At 56.1% G+C, this 18,616-nt stretch carries 20 protein-coding genes; 7 read left to right on the top strand and 13 right to left on the bottom strand.

Translation table 11 applies throughout. The annotated features are described in order from the left end of the window. Positions 1-103: 103 nt before the first annotated feature. Positions 104-556, bottom strand: a complete 453-nt coding sequence (locus AC6I8N_RS22880; protein ID WP_497830879.1) for an NUDIX hydrolase — start codon at positions 554-556, stop codon at positions 104-106. After that, a complete protein-coding gene (locus AC6I8N_RS22875; RefSeq protein WP_497830878.1) occupies positions 553-1,350 on the bottom strand; it encodes an AraC family transcriptional regulator in 798 nt (265 codons plus the stop codon). Before AC6I8N_RS22875 ends, AC6I8N_RS22880 begins: the two co-directional genes overlap by 4 nt. Positions 1,351-1,469: 119 nt before the next feature. Between AC6I8N_RS22875 and AC6I8N_RS22870 the strand changes: the two genes are divergently transcribed. Continuing rightward, positions 1,470-2,189, top strand: coding sequence for a type 1 glutamine amidotransferase (locus tag AC6I8N_RS22870; RefSeq protein ID WP_497830877.1), 720 nt, complete (start codon positions 1,470-1,472; stop codon positions 2,187-2,189). A 360-nt stretch (positions 2,190-2,549) separates the two neighbouring features. On the opposite strand, the gene AC6I8N_RS22865 is transcribed toward AC6I8N_RS22870, so the two are convergent. The 3 genes from AC6I8N_RS22865 to AC6I8N_RS22855 are packed head-to-tail and all read right to left on the bottom strand — an operon-like array spanning position 2,550 to position 4,817. Further along, entirely contained in the window at positions 2,550-2,777 is a 228-nt protein-coding gene (locus AC6I8N_RS22865; protein ID WP_415175620.1) for a non-oxidative hydroxyarylic acid decarboxylases subunit D, read from the bottom strand. A 10-nt stretch (positions 2,778-2,787) separates the two neighbouring features. Beyond that, a complete protein-coding gene (locus AC6I8N_RS22860) occupies positions 2,788-4,215 on the bottom strand; it encodes a non-oxidative hydroxyarylic acid decarboxylases subunit C (RefSeq protein ID WP_497830876.1) in 1,428 nt (475 codons plus the stop codon). 2 nt (positions 4,216-4,217) lie between these two features. Next, on the bottom strand, positions 4,218-4,817 hold the full coding sequence (locus tag AC6I8N_RS22855) for a non-oxidative hydroxyarylic acid decarboxylases subunit B (RefSeq protein ID WP_208726146.1): 600 nt from the start codon (positions 4,815-4,817) through the stop codon (positions 4,218-4,220). Positions 4,818-5,026: 209 nt separating this feature from the next. Between AC6I8N_RS22855 and AC6I8N_RS22850 the strand changes: the two genes are divergently transcribed. The 3 genes from AC6I8N_RS22850 to AC6I8N_RS22840 are packed head-to-tail and all read left to right on the top strand — an operon-like array spanning position 5,027 to position 6,630. Further along, positions 5,027-5,455 (top strand): MarR family winged helix-turn-helix transcriptional regulator, encoded by a 429-nt coding sequence (locus AC6I8N_RS22850; RefSeq protein WP_497830875.1) that lies wholly within the window; start codon positions 5,027-5,029, stop codon positions 5,453-5,455. Continuing rightward, positions 5,452-6,141, top strand: coding sequence for an alpha/beta fold hydrolase (locus AC6I8N_RS22845; protein ID WP_497830874.1), 690 nt, complete (start codon positions 5,452-5,454; stop codon positions 6,139-6,141). Before AC6I8N_RS22850 ends, AC6I8N_RS22845 begins: the two co-directional genes overlap by 4 nt. 12 nt (positions 6,142-6,153) lie before the next feature. Then, the gene (locus AC6I8N_RS22840; protein ID WP_415175617.1) at positions 6,154-6,630 is read left to right on the top strand and encodes a sterol desaturase family protein; all 477 of its coding nucleotides are present in this window, start codon (positions 6,154-6,156) and stop codon (positions 6,628-6,630) included. A 9-nt stretch (positions 6,631-6,639) separates the two neighbouring features. Here the strand turns inward: AC6I8N_RS22840 and crtB are convergent, their stop codons facing one another. From crtB to AC6I8N_RS22820, 4 genes are read right to left on the bottom strand one after another with little or no spacing between them, the layout of a single operon-like run. Further along, the gene (gene crtB, locus AC6I8N_RS22835) at positions 6,640-7,563 is read right to left on the bottom strand and encodes a 15-cis-phytoene synthase CrtB (RefSeq protein ID WP_497830873.1); all 924 of its coding nucleotides are present in this window, start codon (positions 7,561-7,563) and stop codon (positions 6,640-6,642) included. Next, the gene (locus tag AC6I8N_RS22830; protein WP_497830872.1) at positions 7,560-9,041 is read right to left on the bottom strand and encodes a phytoene desaturase; all 1,482 of its coding nucleotides are present in this window, start codon (positions 9,039-9,041) and stop codon (positions 7,560-7,562) included. Before AC6I8N_RS22830 ends, crtB begins: the two co-directional genes overlap by 4 nt. Beyond that, positions 9,038-10,207: a lycopene beta-cyclase CrtY gene (gene crtY, locus AC6I8N_RS22825; RefSeq protein ID WP_497830871.1), complete on the bottom strand. Its 1,170-nt coding sequence runs from the start codon at positions 10,205-10,207 to the stop codon at positions 9,038-9,040. Before crtY ends, AC6I8N_RS22830 begins: the two co-directional genes overlap by 4 nt. Beyond that, entirely contained in the window at positions 10,208-11,113 is a 906-nt protein-coding gene (locus AC6I8N_RS22820) for a polyprenyl synthetase family protein (protein ID WP_497830870.1), read from the bottom strand. 274 nt (positions 11,114-11,387) lie between these two features. Between AC6I8N_RS22820 and AC6I8N_RS22815 the strand changes: the two genes are divergently transcribed. The 3 genes from AC6I8N_RS22815 to AC6I8N_RS22805 all read left to right on the top strand — a co-directional run bounded on the left by AC6I8N_RS22815 (position 11,388) and on the right by AC6I8N_RS22805 (position 14,756). Continuing rightward, a complete protein-coding gene (locus tag AC6I8N_RS22815; protein WP_497830869.1) occupies positions 11,388-12,329 on the top strand; it encodes a 2-hydroxyacid dehydrogenase in 942 nt (313 codons plus the stop codon). 122 nt (positions 12,330-12,451) lie between these two features. Further along, positions 12,452-13,630 carry an NAD(P)/FAD-dependent oxidoreductase gene (locus AC6I8N_RS22810; protein ID WP_497830868.1) on the top strand — a complete coding sequence of 393 codons (1,179 nt, stop codon included), beginning with the start codon at positions 12,452-12,454 and terminating at the stop codon, positions 13,628-13,630. Positions 13,631-13,733: 103 nt separating this feature from the next. After that, positions 13,734-14,756 (top strand): Gfo/Idh/MocA family protein, encoded by a 1,023-nt coding sequence (locus AC6I8N_RS22805; RefSeq protein ID WP_208726165.1) that lies wholly within the window; start codon positions 13,734-13,736, stop codon positions 14,754-14,756. A 32-nt stretch (positions 14,757-14,788) separates the two neighbouring features. On the opposite strand, the gene AC6I8N_RS22800 is transcribed toward AC6I8N_RS22805, so the two are convergent. Genes AC6I8N_RS22800 through AC6I8N_RS22785 form a run of 4 tightly spaced genes read right to left on the bottom strand, consistent with a single transcriptional unit; the run spans position 14,789 to position 18,609 of the window. Continuing rightward, positions 14,789-15,724 carry an ABC transporter ATP-binding protein gene (locus tag AC6I8N_RS22800; RefSeq protein WP_497830867.1) on the bottom strand — a complete coding sequence of 312 codons (936 nt, stop codon included), beginning with the start codon at positions 15,722-15,724 and terminating at the stop codon, positions 14,789-14,791. Then, a complete protein-coding gene (locus AC6I8N_RS22795) occupies positions 15,717-16,697 on the bottom strand; it encodes an ABC transporter ATP-binding protein (RefSeq protein ID WP_497830866.1) in 981 nt (326 codons plus the stop codon). Before AC6I8N_RS22795 ends, AC6I8N_RS22800 begins: the two co-directional genes overlap by 8 nt. Beyond that, on the bottom strand, positions 16,697-17,590 hold the full coding sequence (ddpC, locus tag AC6I8N_RS22790; protein ID WP_208726171.1) for a D,D-dipeptide ABC transporter permease: 894 nt from the start codon (positions 17,588-17,590) through the stop codon (positions 16,697-16,699). The genes AC6I8N_RS22795 and ddpC overlap by 1 nt, the downstream gene beginning before the upstream one ends. Beyond that, positions 17,587-18,609 carry an ABC transporter permease gene (locus AC6I8N_RS22785; protein ID WP_208726173.1) on the bottom strand — a complete coding sequence of 341 codons (1,023 nt, stop codon included), beginning with the start codon at positions 18,607-18,609 and terminating at the stop codon, positions 17,587-17,589. Before AC6I8N_RS22785 ends, ddpC begins: the two co-directional genes overlap by 4 nt. Between the last annotated feature and the right edge of the window lie 7 nt (positions 18,610-18,616).

Below are 18,616 nucleotides of genomic sequence, written 5' to 3'. Positions count from 1 at the left end.
ATAACCTGGACATATATCCGACAAAAGTACCGACTGTGGTGAGAGGCAGCTTTGAGCGAAGAGCGGACATTCAAATTCAGTTTGAATTAACATTCGTTGCTGATTAGTTGCCTTTGTCACTCTCCCTAAGAGATTCTGAATAATTATGGTGCAGCATTGCCACCAGAGGCATCAGATGATTTTCCGTCAGCGGTGCCAGTAGCTGAGATTTAGAACCGTCAGTGGGATACCAGATAACTTCTTCGATCTCCGCCGCTGGCTGAATATCGCTCGCAGTAAGGACGCTGTGATAAATCTCAGCAATAACGACACGTCCTGGCTCGTTTATCGCCTTATCTGTGAAACGCCCAACATAGCTAAAGTCCTGACCAGTCAGGTTAAGATTCAGCTCCTCTTGCAGCTCTCTCATCAAGGCTGCGACGGGGGTTTCATCTGGTTCCATTTTACCACCCGGCTGAATAAAGTGCGTTGTGCCACGTTTTCTGACCAACAGACAGCGCCCGTATTCGTCAGTAATGATGGCTGAGGCAATGCAGATATCTTGATTGGTGCTCATGGTTCCCTCTTTACGATAACTGGGTTAGTAAAATCACGCGGCGTTGAATCCAAAATGGAGTGAAAAGCAGCTGTGAATGACGCCGGGCATGAGAAGCCAAGCTGATAAGCGACCTGTTTAATTGGGATACCGTTCGCGAGAAGATCTAACGATGCACAAATTCTGGCTCTCTGCTTCCAGGTTCTGTAAGTGAAGCCAGTATCCTTAATAAACAATCGAGAAAATGTACGTTCAGACATGGCCGCGATTAAAGCCAAATCGCTCATCGATGCATCCCAGCGCTGATTAATCAGTAACTCTCTGGTCGCACAAAATAATCTCTCATCATGCGGCATTGGAAGCTCTGTAGTTAAAGGTGGAGCCTCGCTGAGGATTTCCAGAAGCAACAGAGCCATTTTTCGTTGACTCGCTTTGTGGTAATCCTCACTGAACAGCCCGGCTATCAACTCTTTCACCAGTGCCGTGGCAGTAATCACATGCACCTGATTACTCTTCGTAAAGTTCGTGCATTCAGCGATAAGGCTGCTACTGAAATAGACAGCTCGTAGGTCTGTTTGTGAAAGCAGGTTGTAGCTATGGATGTGAAGAGGCGGTAGCCATAATGCACGCTGAGGAGGGATGACCCATCGATCACTCTCTGTTTCAACCAGCATAACCCCCCTTGAGGCAAACAGTAACTGTCCCTCAACATGATGATGCGGAGGATCTGCCTCCCCGCGTTGATAACTTATCGCTGTGCTTGACCAGCCTGTTGCTTCATCATGTCTTGGCGCTTTATCTATACTACCTGGCATTTCAGATTTAGCCCTTGCAATTATGATATCGAAGTTAGAGCCACCCGCAGTATAGCCTTAATGGATGGGTGAGTGGTTTATCATTCAAATTATCATCGATATTACAGGAGCATAGCCTGATGCGAGTCCACTTTATCGTACATGAAAGTTTCGAAGCCCCGGGGGCTTATGAAACATGGGCAAAAAATCAAGGTCATGATGTGACGTATTCATGTGTGTACGCCGGTGACGTGCTGCCAGCAGACGCCGAAGGCATCGATTTCCTGATCATTATGGGCGGTCCGCAAGATCCAGTCACTACCCTAAAAGAATGTCCGCACTTTGATTCCAAAAGTGAACAGGCGTTGATTGCTTCTGCAATTCAGACTGATAAGGCCGTGATCGGTATCTGCCTCGGCTCTCAGCTGATCGGTGAATCCCTGAGCGCGCCATTCGCGCACAGCCCTGAAAAAGAAATTGGCAAATTTCCGATTACACTGACGGAAGATGGCAGCAAAGATGAGATGTTCTCTCACTTTGGCAGTACGCTGGAAGTCGGACACTGGCATAACGACATGCCGGGTCTGACTCCGGATGCAAAAATCATTGCTTACAGCGAAGGTTGTCCACGACAGATCGTTGCGTATTCAGATCGTGTATTTGGTTTCCAGTGCCATATGGAACTGACGCTGGAAGTAGTTGAACTGCTGATTGCGCATTCTGAAAAGGATCTGAGTCGCGCCGCAGAATATCGCTTCGTTAATACGCCTCATGAACTTCGTGCGCACGATTACAGCGAAATGAATCAGGTGTTGTTTGGCTTTCTGGATAAGCTGGAAGCACGTTACAAATCAGCTTAAGTACAGACCGTTGCCCGGAGAAATATCTCCCCGGGCATTCTTGATTAAATCCATAAGCATTCAGGATAACCCTCTGATGTATCCTTCAATCAGCGCTCACTGAGAGCTGTCAGACATCCTCACTTGCTACGCCCAAAGTTGATGGCATCGCCTTTAAACTATTACGAACTTCAACTTCCGCTTATGGCACACAGCTGACGTTCAGATGAAACTTTTTCTCCTTCGAGTGTACGATCAGATTTAGTTGGGGATGCTCAAGTAAATTGCCAACCGTCACCAGGTAAATTGCAAATAGCCAGGCAAGTCAGAGGCAGTTCCACAGTCAAGATACGGCGAGTGGTCACCCGCCGTTTACTGCGTTTATTTTGCCAACAACGGCGGAATACTCGGCACTTCCGGCGCATTATCGATATCGCTTTGCGTCATCCGAAATGCTTCCGGGTAATGCTCGCGTTGCGTGCGGCGGGCCGGTTCTGTATCGCGCCAGGTGTAGAGGCAGTGCTGGCACTGGAATACCGTCCAGACCCCTTTAACCGGTGAGGTCGCCATGATTTCAATATGTTCTTCGGCACAACGTGGACAGATCATCTTTATCTCCTTATTTACGGTTGGCCAGTAAGGCGGTCAGTTTCTCTACCCATGCAGCGGTTTCCGGCAAATCTTTTACCGGCTGGCTGTAGTGACCACGGGTATCCGGGGCGACCGGGGTGGTGGCATCAATAATCAGTTTGTCAGTGATCCCCGCCGGGCTGGAGCCGGGGTCCAGTTCCAGTACTGACATGTTGGGGAGTTGCACCAGGTCACCGGCTGGGTTCACTTTTGATGACAGCGCCCACATCACCTGCGGCAGGTTGAAGGGATCGACGTCTTCATCGACCATAATCACCATTTTTACGTAGCCGAGGCCGTGTGGCGTGGTCATTGCGCGCAACCCGACCGCACGGGCAAAACCGCCGTAACGTTTTTTCGTTGAGATAATGGCGAGCAGCCCGTGGGTATACATGGCATTGACCGCCTGCACTTCCGGGAAATCGGCTTTCAGCTGTTGGTAAAGTGGTACGCAGGTGGCGGGCCCCATCAGATAATCGATTTCGGTCCACGGCATGCCGAGATACAGCGATTCGAAAATCGGTTTTGTACGGTATGAAACCTTGTCGATACGGACCACAGTCATATTACGACCGCCAGAGTAATGGCCGGTAAATTCGCCAAACGGGCCTTCGATTTCGCGTTTGCGCCCTTCAATCACCCCCTCGAGGATCACTTCAGAACCCCAGGGTACGTCGAAGCCGGTTAGTGGGGCGGTGGCGATAGGATAGGGGCTTTCTCGCAGTGCGCCCGCCATCTCGTATTCAGATTGGTCGTAGCGCAGCGGCGTGGCACCCATCAACGTGATGATGGGATCGTTTCCGAGGGTGATAGCGATCGGCAAATCCTCACCGCGCTCCTCGGCTTTATGCAAATGCAGCGCAATGTCATGCATCGGCACCGGTTGCAAACCCAGTTTGCGTTTACCTTTGACCTCCATACGGTAAATGCCGACGTTCTGTTTACCAAAATGGTCAGGATCGAGCGGGTCGCGTGACACGACGCAGGCTTTATCAAGATAGAATCCGCCATCGCCGTCGTTCAGGCGAAACAGGGGCAAAATGTCGAACAGATTAATCGCGTCGCCATCCACGGTGTTTTCTGACCAGGGGGCATTTTCCCGACGTTCAGGAGCAACCGGGAAGTTATCCCAGCGTCGAATGAATTCATCAATTTGCTGTTTCACCGGCGTATTTGCCGGTAGCCCGAGGGAAATGGCGTGGTTTTGCCATGAACCGATGGTATTCATCACCACATGTGCGTGGTTAAAACCCTTAATTTTAGTGAAGGAGATGGCAGGGGCACCTTCGCCGATACGTCCGGTAGCGTTGGCAGCGGCGGCGATATCCGGTTCTGCCTGGACTTCTTCATCGATATTCAGTAACTGGCCCTGTTCATCCAGGGCATGTAGAAAACTACGCAGGTCATCAAAGGCCATTCTTAACTCTCCTTTTGCAGAACATGTTGTGAAGTTGCTTCGCTTAAGCCTTGCCAGCGCCGGGCTTTGGGTGACGCGATGCCGAATTGATCGAGCACGCGAGCTACGATGTGGTTGGTGACGTCATCTATAGTGGCGGGATGGTTGTACCAGGCGGGCATGGGTGGCACCATCGCCACGCCCATGCGGGACAGGGCCAGCATATTTTCGAGGTGGAGGGTACTGAGTGGGGTTTCGCGTGGCACCAACACCAGTTTGCGTCCTTCTTTCAGCACCACATCAGCCGCACGTCCGACTAAACCTTCGGCGTAACCCGCGCGGATACCGGCCAGGGTTTTCATGCTGCACGGGATAATGATCATCCCATCGGTGTGAAAAGAGCCGGAGGAGATGGACGCAGCCTGATCCGCTGGATTGTGTACCACATCGGCCATAGCAGCGACTTCGCGTGCGCTGTAACGCGTCTCCAGTTCAATGGTGGTTTTGGCCCATTTGCTCATTACCAGATGGGTTTCCACTTCTTTGATGGTTTGTAACGTCTGGAGCAGCGCCACGCCTAAAGGTGCACCTGTGGCACCGGTCATTCCGATTATCAGTTTCATCTCGACCCTCAAACATTTTGTTCGTATACGAACGTTAAAATTAAAATAACGCCACGTCCAAGGATGCGCAAGGGGTGAGCACGAAAAAAGTTCGTGTACGAATTTTATGATTGCAACGATTGATGCAGAGGTTGTTGGCGCGAATTGTTGTTGCTGCATTACAATCAAACGCTTAGCGATCTTCTTCTTCTTAACGTCAGGCGAACCTCATGCAAAAAGAGTTGGGCAATGTCTTCTTTCACCTGATGCGCGAGCTGCTTCAGGACCATACTGCGCTATGGCAGAAATCGTTGCCGGAACTGACCAAACAGCAATACGCGGTGTTGTGTGCGGTCGCAGCGGAACCGGGGATTGAGCAGCTCGATCTTACCGAAGCGGCCTTAAGCACCAAGGCGACGCTGGCGGAGTTGCTGGTGCGTATGGAGAAAAAAAACCTGATTGAACGACAGCAGGGCACCACTGACAGGCGTCGGCGGTTTATTTTTCTCACCACTGAAGGCAAACGTGTGTTGCAGGAAGCGCGTCCCATTGCCGAGCAGGTTGATACCTTTTTCCTTTCACGCCTTGGGGAACAGCAGCAAAATGAGGTGGTTGTCCTGTTGAAATCCATGCTGGCGAAGGGGGAAAATGGGCGATGAAATTACCTGTGGTGCTGATCCCCGGATTTATGCTCGATGAAACGCTATGGGACGATTTTGTCGACGCCTTCCCTGACGATCGCGAGTTTATCTATGCCAACCTCTCCGGTGGCGACAGCATCAGTGCCATTGCCGAGGCGATTGCCGCTCAACTGCCCGAACGTTTTATTGTGGCCGGATTTTCCCTTGGCGGTTATGTCGCCCGCGCGATTGTTGAAGCATTTCCCGCACGGGTGGCAGGAATGATCCTGATTGCCACCTCATTGCGTGAGGATACTCCCGCACAGCGACACGCCAAACAGGATGCGGTGGGGGCGATCAACAGGGGAGACTTTCGTGGTATCAGCAGCGGCGCGATAAAAAAATCGCTGCATCCCGCCCGGTATGACGACACCGGGTTAATCGGCAAGATACAGAATATGGGCCAGCGGCTTGGGGCGGCAGCCTTCATCAACCAGTCGGGGCTTATCCGCGATCATATTACGCAGCACCCGATTCCTTGTCCGGTTGCTATTATTGCTGCTCAACAGGATCAATTACGTTCTTATCAGGAAGCGCTGGAACTCGCGCAACTGACCGGCAGCGGTGTCGAGTTGATTGAGGAGAGTGGACATATGATCCCATTGGAAAAACCACAACAACTCGCTGCGCGGGTTGCGGCCTGGCTGAGAAAGGTTGACCTGTAAAAAGGAGGAACCATGATGTGGTTAGTCAATACTCTGATCCTGCTTTTCTCCGTGGTGCTGATGGAAGTCGTCGCAGCCCTGGCGCATAAATACATCATGCATGGCTGGGGATGGGGTTGGCATCTGTCGCATCATGAACCCCACGATGGCGGTTTCGAACTCAATGATCTCTACGCGGTGATTTTTGCGCTGATGGCGGTGGTGATGATTTACCTCGGCGTCAATGGGCTGTGGCCGTTGCAATGGGTCGGTGCGGGCGTGAGCCTGTATGGCGTGCTGTATTTTATGGTGCATGATGGCCTGGTGCATCAACGCTGGCCGTTTAAATACATTCCACGTCGTGGTTATCTGAAACGTTTGTACATGGCGCATCGCATGCATCATGCGGTGCGCGGCAAGGAAGGTTGTGTGTCGTTTGGTTTTCTGTATGCGCCACCGTTGCCGAAGTTGCAGCAGGCGCTGCGTCAGCGACAAAAACCGCCGCGATAAATCGCGTTACTACGGACGTTGCCACAGCCCTTCGGGCCGTTGCGCCGGGCGCGTCAAGCGTGAACTGAGTGCCAGGCCTGCCCCTTTTAGCAGTAAGCCCAGTTTTTCTCCCTTGCTGGTACGCTGGCGTCTGTCCCAGGCATGTGAGCCGGCCTGCTGGACTTTGACGCCAATCTCACGATACACGCCATGCGCAGTGGCGATGGCCCATGCCGATCGCAGCGATAAGCCCGATAACCCGGCATGCGCTGACTGATAATAGGGTTCCGCCTCTGCCACCAGCCGTGCAGCCAGGGTGGCGAGCGCAGCACGGTGCTGCGTTTCCGCCAGATTCGCAGCGTGCAGACCCAGCGGATGCAGCCACTCTTCCGGCAAATAACAGCGTCCCTGGTGCGCGTCCTCCACGATATCACGGGCGATGTTGGTGAGCTGAAATGCCAGCCCCAAATCACAGGCGTGATCCAGTACGCGTTCGTCACGTACCCCCATCACACGGGCCATCATCAACCCCACAACCCCGGCAACGTGATAGCAATAGCGCAGGGTATCCTCAAAGCGCAGATAGCGCTGCTGGTGCACATCCATAGCAAAACCTGCGAGGTGGTCAAATGCCAGTTGTGGTGGAATACGGTGCATCAGCGCCACCTCCTGAAAGGCGGCAAAGGCCGGTTCTTCCATAGCGGCACCACTGTAAGCTCGACGCGTTTCCAGCTCCAGATGCGCCATGCGCGCCTGTGCATCATCGCGCGGGTGCTGCACGGGGGATGCGCCTAACGTTTGTCCATCAATGACGTCATCGCAGTGGCGACACCAGGCATACAGCATCAGCGTGCTGCGTCGCGTTGAGGCATCAAACAGTTTGGCAGCGGTGGCAAAACTCTTAGAACCAACCGTCATGGTTTGGCTGGCATGTTCCATTAACGGCATACTCATCCTGCAAGATCCTCCAGCATCAGTTGTGCGGTGGCTTTGGCGGAACCGATCACGCCAGGCACGCCTGCGCCAGGGTGGGTGCCTGCACCGACCAGATAAAGATTGCGAATCACATCGTCGCGATTATGTGGCCGGAACCACGCGCTTTGCGTCAGAATCGGTTCCAGCGAAAAAGCCGAGCCGTGGTGGGCATGCAGCCTGTCGCGAAAATCAAACGGGGTGAACATCCGTTCCGTCACCAACTGGGAACGTAAACCCGGCATGTAATGCGTCTCCAGATAAGCAAAAATGCGGTCACGCAGGCGTGGACCCTCTTGCCGCCAGTCAATATCTGCGGTGCCAAGATGTGGCACCGGGGTCAGCACATAAAAGCTGGCGCAGCCCGGTGGTGCCAGGCTTGGATCGCTATTGCTGGGCGCATGCAGATAAAGCGAAAAATCTTCCGCCAGCTGGGCGCTATTGAAAATCTCATCAATCAACTGACGGTAGCGCGGACCAAAGCAGACGGTGTGATGCGCCAGCTGTGGATGCGGCTGGTTCAGCCCGAAATAGATCACAAACAACGAGTTACTCATTCGTTTGCGTTTCAGCGCTGCGGCGCGCTTTGCGACGGCCGGATGATGTGCCAGTAAACAATTATAGGTATGGACGACGTCGGCATTCGAGGCGACGGCCTGCGCATGAAAACGCCGACCATCGGTCAACTGCACGCCGCTGATACGATTGCCGGTGGTATCGAGCCGTTGTACTTCGGCATTCAGCAACACCTCGCCGCCCAAATCCTGCAATAACTTCACCATGCCATTGACCAGCGCGCCGGTACCACCGCGCGGAAACCACACGCCCCATTCACGCTCCAGCGCATGGATTAAGGTATAGATCGAGGATGTGGCAAAGGGATTACCACCCACCAACAAAGAGTGAAAAGAGAAGGCCTGACGCAGGTGGTCATCCTGAATAAACTTCGCCACCATGCTGTAAACGCTGCGCCATGCCTGCAACCGCCCCAGTTGCGGCCCGGCGCGTACCATATCGCGCCACGACAGAAAGGGCACGCTGCCCAGCTTGAGATATCCCTCGTTAAACACCTCGTGTGAATAAGCGAGAAACTGGCGATAACCGGCAACATCTTGCGGGTTAAAGGTGGCAATCTGCTGCTCCAGACGCTGCGGATGGTTATCGTAATCCAGCCTGCGTCCATCTTCCCAGCACAGACGATAAAAGGGCGTCACCGGCATCAACTCGACATAATCGTGCAGGGATTTCCCCGCCAGGGTAAACAGCGCCTCGATGGCGCTGGGGTCGGTAATGACCGTTGGTCCGGCATCAAAGGTAAACCCCTGATCCTGCCAGACATAAGCGCGCCCGCCGGGTTTGTCGTGCTGTTCCAGTACGGTGGTGGCAATGCCCGCCGCCTGCAAGCGAATAGCGAGGGCGAGACCGCCAAAGCCTGCGCCAATAACAAAAGTCCGATTCATGGTTGCTTCCCTGTATGTGTCGTCAGTAACACGCGCAGCGCGGCACCCGGCGGGACCGGGGGTTTACCGCACAAAATGCGGGCTTTGTCAGTCAGGGTGAGTTGACCGGCATAAAAGCGGGCGATCAAATCCGCATCAAGCTGGTAAAAACGTTGCATCACACGCCAACGCTGTTCCGGGCGGGCGGCGAGAAACAGCATGCGATTCAGCAGCCGAAAAAAACGCTGTTCGCGCCAGTGGCGGCGGGCGAAAGCCTCGATATGCTGGCTGAGGGTGCTGGCATCGCAGGGCAGCATCGCGACGATGAGCTCCGCCAGCCTGAGTGCGGTTGGCAAAGAATAACCGGTGGTGGCGTGAAACAAACCGGCGCGCAGACCGCTGCACGGCTGGCCGCGTTGTTGTTGCCAGAAAGCATCAATATCGCCGCTCAGGGTGATGGGCAACGCGCCACGTTCTTCGCGCATCAGCAGGCTCAGGTGCCAGCCTTGTTGCTGGGCGTAATCGGCGATATGTTTGCGCGTTTCGCCATCATCCAGCAGTGGGGTATCGATGTAGTGTGTATCTTCAATCAGCACGCGATCCGCGCTCAGCGGCAGGGTATAGACAAAGCGGTATCCCTGTTGCTGCGGCACGGTGGCATCCATCAGCAGCGGTTGCGTCAGGCTATGTGGTTTTGCCAGTTGCCACTCCTGACCGACAAAAACCTGATAACCGAGACGCACATAGGGCGAGTAGCGCACGCCGCGCCCATCAATCACCGCTCTGGCGTGTAACTGGCGGCCATCAGCCAGCGTCACGCTGGTGGGGGTGAGGTGGTGTACCGCGCAACCGGTACGCAAATTATCCCCCAGCGCGGCAATCAGTTGACGGGCAAAGTGGGCCGATGAGATGGAAAAGTAGTCACCTGGCAAGTGACGTTGTAGCGCCGGGAAGCGCACCTGATAACCAGACCAGCGTGCGCTGACCAGGGGCGCGATCCAACGGTGCTGCCCGGCATGCAAATCCCCCTGATGAAATGACCAGGTATGATTGCTGTCAGCCTGTGGGTTGCTCTCCAGTAGCAGGCATTGCAGCGTGGGATGTTGTTGACGTAACCGCAGGGCTATCAGGCCGTTTGCCAGCCCGGCGCCCACCAGAATCACGTCATAGTGGTTGTTTAACGGCAATCAGTTGCGCCTCGCCAACTGTTGGTTAAACAACGCGTGCATATATTGGCGGGTAGCCATACCGCGATGGCAGGCGCAGGCCAGATGGGCATCCGCACTCCGCAGATGGTCACGCAGGCGACGTTCAGCACCCTCCACCCCCAACATCGCCACCAGCGTGGATTTACCCTGATCCTGATGGCGATCTTTTCCGGTGTATTTATCGCCATCGGTCAGATCGTCGAGCAATTGAAACGCCAGACCCAAATCCTGCGCAAAGGAGCGGAGATCTTGCCGTACTGTCGGGGACGCATTGGCGGCAATCGCGGCCATTTGCAGCGTGGCGCGGAACAGCACGCTGGTTTTGAGCTCATTGGTTAGCTCAATCGCTTCTGCGCTGCGGGCGTGCGCGCCATCATGCAGGTCCTGAAACTGCCCCTGAACCAAACCCTGTAAACCGACCGCCGCCGAAAGCTCGGCGATGGCGTCAGATTTACGCTGCGCCGCCAGGCCCGGGGCCACGGCAATCACCTCAAAAGCGCGGCTGACCAGCGCGATGGCGGCGAGAATCGCGACGTTTTCACCGAATTCGCAGTGCACGGTGGGGCGACCTCGTCGCATCTGTGCGTTGTCCATGGAGGGGATATCATCGAGGATCAGCGACGCCGCGTGGACCATCTCCACCGCACACGCCAGGTCAAGCAGGCCCGGTTGTCGGCTGTCACAACCCATGTCGTGCGCTGCCAGCAACAGCAGCAGGGGGCGAATGCGTTTGCCCGGTGCCAGGGTGCCTGCACGCATTGCCGCGCGCACCTGATCCGCCTGCTGCCCACACGGCAGCAATTGTTCAAGGTGGGTTTGCAGCCGCTGATGCAACTGAGGTAATTCACTTTGTGGGTTCACAGCGGTATCGACACGGACGATCATAACGTCTTCCAAAAGTGGTGAGATCTTTGTGGTTTTTTTAACCGTAGTCTGCCGGGGGAGAGTTCGCCAGATAAGCGAAGCGATTTGTCCCGTGACTCTGGGGTGGGGTGGCACGATACGGATAGGTCACCACATGGCGTAGCGGCGCGATTTATCGCGTCGCAACGGGGCAGGGGCAACGTGATCGCTGCGACGAAATAAGTAACCATTCGCCGTAACATTAAATTTATCCGTTAGTCTGACGCTAAATCCATTTGTTAACGCGGAAAGAAAAATGTCAATTACGTTACCTGAAGTTCTGATTATTCAACCGTTGATGCCTCAGTTGGATGAAAAGTTAACGCAACATTTCCACTGTCACCGTTTATATGAATATGCCGATCCGGCGTTATTTCTTCAGCGCCAGGGGAAATCAATTCAGGCGATTGTTACGCGCGGTGATGTGGGGGTGGAAAATACCCTGCTGGAACAATTACCGGCTTGTAAAGCAATTGCAGTTTTTGGTGTGGGCACCGACCGTATCGACTTAAGCACCACCAAGGCACGTCAGATTCAGGTCAGTATCACCAAAAATATTCTTACCGATGACGTGGCCGATCTGGCATTGGGCTTGACGCTGGCATTCTCACGTAAGCTGCTGCAATACGATCAATTTGCCCGTTCGGGCCAGTGGGAAACGCAGGGGCCGGTGCTTTCCAGTAAAGTCAGTGGCAAAAAGCTGGGGATCGCCGGTCTGGGTGCGATTGGGCTGGCGATTGCCCGTCGTGCAGAAGCCTTTGGTATGGAGGTGGCGTATACCGCGCGCAGTGCCAAAACCACGCCGTATCGCCGTTGTGACAACCTCGAACAACTGGCGGCATTCAGTGATTTTCTGGTGCTGGCACTGCCGGGCAGTGCGGAGAATCAGCACATTGTCGACCGCAACGTGCTGAAAGCGCTTGGTGCAGACGGGGTATTGATTAATGTGGCGCGTGGTAATGTGGTCAATGAAGCGGATTTGATTACGGCATTGCAGCAGGGGGTAATTAAAGGGGCGGCACTGGATGTGTATCCACAGGAGCCGGTTATTAATCCAGCGCTGCGGCAGTTGGAGAATGTTATTCTGATGCCGCATATTGCCAGCGCCACGTTTGAAACCCGTGAGCAGATGGCAAATAATGTGCTGGAGAATTTGTTGTCCTATTTTTCTACCGGAAAAATTATCAGCCCGACATAATTTTTTAATCTGGACCCAGAGGAAAAACTTATATCCTTTGCATCATCGTGCGCGGCGGGAATTTCATTCCCGCTGTCTGAGATTGATTATGCTATGGTGAGTTTTTTTTCAGGGAGCCAGATATGACAGCACAGAAAATCGCAATTATTGGCGGCGGCGTCATCGGTATGGCGGTGGCGCGGGCGCTTGCCTTACAGGGGGCACAGGTCACCCTTTTTGAACAACAGCACCTCGGGGCGGGCACCAGCAGTACCTCCTTTGCCTGGCTCAATTCCAACGGCAAACAACCCGACAGTTACCATCAGCTCAATGCGCTGGCGATGGAAGAACATGTCAGGCTGCAACTGTCCCAACCCAACGGACTGCGCTGGCTGGAAACCTGTGGGACCTGGGAATGGGCGTCAGACAGCGACCAGCACGCACTGAAACAGCGAGCGGAGCGGTTGCAGGCTTTGGGGTATCCGGCGCGTGAAGTCACCTTCAATGAGTTGCAGCGCGAAGTCCCCGAATTACGCACTACCGCTGTCAACGGCAGTCTGTGGCATTTCCCTTCCGAATCGATTCTCTATCCATCGCTATATCTGGCGCGCCTGTGGGCCGACGCCCGCAGCTCCGGTGCGGTGTTGCATCAGCAATGTCGGGTTACCGATGTGCAGGAGAGTGCAACGGAGGTCAGGCTAAGGCTGGATGATGGCGGGCAGTGGCGGGGGGATCGGCTGGTGGTGGCGAGTGGACGCTGGTCAGCGGAAGTGATGCAGCATCTTGGCCTGCAATTGGCGATGACCGACGCCAGCCAGCCGAATAAAGTCGCCTGTAGTTTCCTGGCGCGCACTGCGCCGCAGCCGCTCTCGCTCGCCACGAACCTGATTACCCCGCAGTTGAATGTACGCCCGGATGGCGGTGGGCGTCTGTTGTTACAGGCGCTGGACCTCGACGACCAGGCTGATCCCGCAGCGCCGCCCGCCGTTGATAGCGCCATCGCGCAGCAGATGCAGGCGCGTTACCGTGAATTGTTTGATGACGCCGGTTCGCTGCACATCGAACAGATTGTGGTGGGACAGCGAGCGCGTCCCGCCGATGGGTTACCGGCGCTGGGCTTTGTCACGCCGCAGCAGCGAGTCTATCTGGCGGTGATGCACAGCGGGATGACGCTGTCGCCGCTGATTGGCCGCCTGGTGGCGGAGGAGCTGGGCAGCGATACTCTCAGCCCGTTATTGCGGGATTTTCGCCCGCAGCGGTTGCTGGGAAAAACCGCTGCCGATTTCCCCACGCCGGTTCATTATTTTCCGGCGGTGCAGTAAAAATATTCCGAAATCACACTTTGTGAAATTTCCGTGTTGTTTGCCAGTGGATTTTTGCTATCGTTGGCAAAGGGTACATCACCCGTCATCACACGGAGGGAGTATGAAAGTCGGATTAGTGGGTTATGGCACTGGCGGGCAGAATTTTCACGCCCCATTTATTACCGCCGCGGAGGGACTGGAGCTGGCAGGGATTGTGGCGCGCGCCCCCGCCACCATAGCAAAGGCGCAGGCTGATTTTCCCGATGTGCCGATTTATGCCAGTCTGACCGAGTTGCTGGCGGCGGGGGTGGATATGGTCACCATCACCACCCCGCCACAAACGCGACGTGAGCTGGTGCTGGAGGCGATTGCGGCCGGTGTTGCCGTGGTGGCGGATAAACCCTTCGCGCCAGACGCCAAAACCGGACGCGAGCTGGCCGCAGCGGCACAGGCGAAAGGGGTGGTGCTGGGCGTGTACCATAACCGACGTTTTGATTCCGACATGCAGACCCTGCATCAGTTGATTGAACAACAGCGCCTTGGCAAGCTGTGGCGCTTGCATAACCGTATGGATCTTGACGAACCTCATACCCTTGAAGGGGGCGCAACCGGCGGTTTATTGCGTGATATGGGTAGCCATCTGGTGGATCAGGCGCTGTGGCTGATGGGGCCGGTCACCTCGGTGCTGGCGCATCTGGATATTGTCGATCGTCCAGAAGGGGCGACCGATGCCAGTTTTGTCCTGACGCTGACCCACAGCAGTGGCGCGCACTCGTACATCTCCTCCAGTAAGATCAATTATCTTTCTTGCCGTGAACTGCGTCTGTATGGCGAGGCCGGTAGCTACGTTGCGCAAGGCTCGGACGTCCAGGCGCGCGATATCTTTGCCGGTAAACGTCCGGCTAACGATCGGGCGGGCTGGGGCTTTGAACCGCCAGAACACTGGGGCACGCTGCATACCGCTGCAGGTTATGAACGTATCCCGGCAGCGCAGGGCGCATACCATGATTACTACCAGGCCTTTGCTGCCGCGGTGAAAAATGGCAGCGCACCTCCGGTCACAACCGAACAGGCGATTCGCGTGCTGGAAGTGCTGGATGCCGCGTTTATCAGTGCGCGTGAAGGGCGGATTGTCGCTCTCTGATTCCCTCCGTAACGGCGCGATAAATCGCGCCGTTACGGGCTATTTACCTGCCAGCAACGCACCGCACGGTCCCCTTCCACCCCCCGTAATTGCTGCGGTGTACCACAGGCCTCCTCAGCCAGCGGGCAGCGATCGCGAAAATAGCAGCCGCCGGGTAACACGCGATTGCCCGGCAAATCGGTTTTACGTAACGCGATATGTTCTGCCAGCGGTTGATGGATGTCCGGCACTGAGGCCAGCAGCAGTTGCGTATAAGGATGCTGCGGCTGCGTCAGAACGTCGGCGGCCTTGCCCAGCTCAACTATCTGCCCGAGATACATCACCGCCACACGATCGCTCATATGTCGTACCACCGAGACGTTGTGCGAAATCAGCACATAGGTCAGATTGCGCTGCTGCTGGAGCGTGACCAGCAGGTTGAGGATCTGTGCCTGTACCGATATATCCAGTGCCGAGGTGGGCTCATCCAGCACGATGATCTGCGGGTTGGAGGAGAGGGCGCGGGCAATGGCGATACGCTGGCGCTGACCACCGGAGAAGGCATGCGGCAGGCGATCAAGGTATTCAGGGCGAATGCCCACCAACTGAGCCAGTTCAACGGCGAGCTGGCGACGCGCCGCCTCCTTCATGCGCTGCTGAATCCACACCGGTTCCGTGATGATGCGCCACACCGGTAACCGGGGATCGAGAGACGACAAGGGGTCCTGGAATACCATCTGCATGGTGCCCGAGGCGGGTGCAGCGCGCTGGCACTGGCCCTGCTGCGGTTGCAACATCCCCATCAACAGTTGGGCGAGGGTACTTTTGCCACAACCCGATTCGCCCACAATGCCCAGGGTTTCGCCGCGGTTAAGCTGTAAATCAAGACCATTCAGCGCATGGGCCTGTTCGGTGATGCGGCCCAGCCAGTTGCGACGCAGCGGAAAATTCACATGCACATCGCGCAGTTCCAACAGCGTCTCAGACATAAGCGTTCTCCCGTTGCGGATACCAGCAGGCGGCACACTGGCTACCACAAGGTTGCAGCGTTGGCGTTTCGCTACAGCGCGGCCCGGCGGCAAAGCAGCGTTCACGGAAAGCGCACCCGGTGGGGAGATGCGCCAGATTTGGCACGGTGCCAGGGATTGCGGGTAGCGTTGAACGGGGTTCACGTTGTTCCGGCGCGCACTGCAACAACCCCTGGGTATAGGGATGCACCGGGTGGCGAATCAAATCCTGTGTGGCCCCCTGTTCAATCACGCTACCGGCGTACATCACGTATAAACGATCACACAGCTGCGATACCACGGCCATGTCGTGGCTGATAAATAACACCGAAGTACCGCTGGTGCGGGCTTTCTGTTTCAGCAGGCGTAGCACCTGGAGTTGAACCGTGACGTCCAGCGCGGTGGTGGGTTCATCGGCGATAATCAGCGTGGGATCGCAGGAAAAGGCCAGTGCGATCATCACGCGCTGGCGCATGCCGCCTGACAGTTCAAACGGATAACGTTTCATCACTTGGGCGGCATCGGGAATTTGCATCTCCTCCAGCAGGCCGATGGCTTTTTGCTGTGCCGCTTTGCGCGTCAGCGCCTGGTGATGGCGGATCACCTCCACGATTTGCCGCCCGATGCGGCGTGTCGGATTGAGCGCCGTCATCGGCTCCTGAAAGATCATCGCCACGCGCGAACCACGCCACTGTCGCAATTGTTTCTCACTGGCGCGCAGCACATCTTCTCCGAGCAACGTGACTTCACCCTGCGGCACGCGGTAACGTCCCTCTGGCAGCAGGCGCATTGCCAGCATGGCAGTGACCGATTTACCGGAGCCGGATTCACCCACCACGCCAACAATCTCGCCGCGCCCGACCTCCAGTGACACATGATTGAGCGCATGGACTTCACCCTGGTAGATCGGGAAGTTCAACTGCACATCGCGCATGGAGAGTACCTGAGTCACCATCAGTGTTGTCCTCCGGTTTTCGGGTCGAGCAGATCACGCAGACCATCGCCAAACAGGTTAAAACCAACCGCAGTGATCAGAATGGCTCCACCCGGGAATGTGCAGTACCACCACTGATCCAGCACATAATTACGCCCTACCGCCACCATCGCGCCCCATTCGGCCGTGGGTTGCTGCGCGCCAAGGCCGATGAATCCCAGCGTTGCCGCCATCAGAATCGCGCTGCCAATATCCAGTGACGCCTGCACAATCAGCGGTGGCAAAGCGTTACGCAGGATATGCCAGCTGATGAGATGCCAGCGTGAAGCGCCAAAGGTACGGGCGGCCTGAACATAGGTGAACTGGCGCACAATCAGCGTCTGGCCGCGTGCCAGCCGCACATAAAACGGAATACGCACGATGGCAATGGCCAGCATGGCGTTGACCAGGCTTGGTCCGAGTGCCGCCGCCAACGCCATCGTCAGCACCAGCGAGGGAATCGACAGCATGATATCCATCAGCCGCATGATCAATGCATCACCGCGCCCACCGATCACCCCGGAGAAGCAGCCGAGCAGTGAGCCGATGCCGCCCGCAATCACCACCACCATCAAACCCGCCACCATCGATTGCTGGCTACCGACCAGCACGCGACTAAACAGATCACGGCCCACTTCATCGGTGCCAAACCAGTGCAGTGCGGAAGGGGCTTGCAGACGTGCGGTGAGGTCCAGCGCGTTGGGATCATAGGGGGCCAGCCACGGCGACAGGATCAGCAGCAGCAACATCAGCAGCATGATCACGCCGCCCACAAGGGTGAGCGGGCTTTGCCGCAACAGCCAGAAGGTGCGTTTCAGGCTGGACTGCCAGCGGCGGTGGTTGCGTGTACGCGGTTCGACTTCCGTCATCATCATGCGTCACCTCCGCGACCGATGCGCGGGTCGATCCACAGGTAGATCAGGTCCACCGCCAGATTGACCAGCACATAAACAAAGGACACCACCACGGCAAACCCCATCACTGCCGGGAAATCAAGCGCCTGGATCGAAGCCACCACCCACGCCCCCATCCCCGGCCAGGCAAAAACCGTTTCGGTCAGAACCGCGCCGTACAACAGATCCCCCAACGCCAGGCCCAGCACGGTGACGGACGGGATCAGCGCATTCGGCAGCGCATAGCGCAGGATAATTACCCGATTTGGCAAGCCGCTGGCGCGGGCGGTACGAATGTAATCTTCGCTGAGTTGCTCCAGCATCGCGCCGCGTATCTGGCGTGCCACAATGCCGAGATGGACAAACGCCAGCGTCAGCGACGGCAATATCAGATGCTGTAAGGCGTTGAAAAACACCTCGCTGTCACCCGCCAGCAGCGCATCGATGGTGTAAAACCCGGTGATACGCGCCGGGGGATCAAGCCAGTCATCCAGCCGTCCACCACCGGGCAACAGTTGCAGATGACCGTAAAACAGCACAATCACCCCCAGCCCGAGCCAGAAGGCCGGGGTGGAGATGCCGGTGATCGCCAGCAAACGTACCAGATGGTCGAGCCAGCGATTGCGATACACGGCCGACAACACGCCGAGCGGGATACCGATCAACAACGCCAACAGCAGGGCGCAGCAGGCCAGCTCCAGCGTCGCGGGGAAAAAGGTACGCATCTCCTCCAGCACCGGTCGCCCGGTGCGGATTGAGGTTCCCAGATCGCCATGCAACAACGCCATCACATAGCGTCCAAACTGCACCCATAGCGGCTGGTCCAGCCCGAGTTGCTGGCGAATATGTTGCACAATCGCCTCGCTGGCGCGATCCCCGGCCAGCATCCGCGCCGGATCGCCCGGTATCAGATGCGAGATAATAAAGGTGATCACGCAGACCCCAGCCACCACGAGGAGAAGTCCCCAGCAGCGCTGGCGTAAAATTTGCCAGAGTGTCATCGGCGCT

The sequence above is a fragment of the Pantoea sp. X-Soil-TKNS-1279 genome (assembly GCF_059730565.1).
Note: the sequence above shows the minus strand (reverse complement) of the source record. Positions and strands in the feature narration are given on the sequence as shown.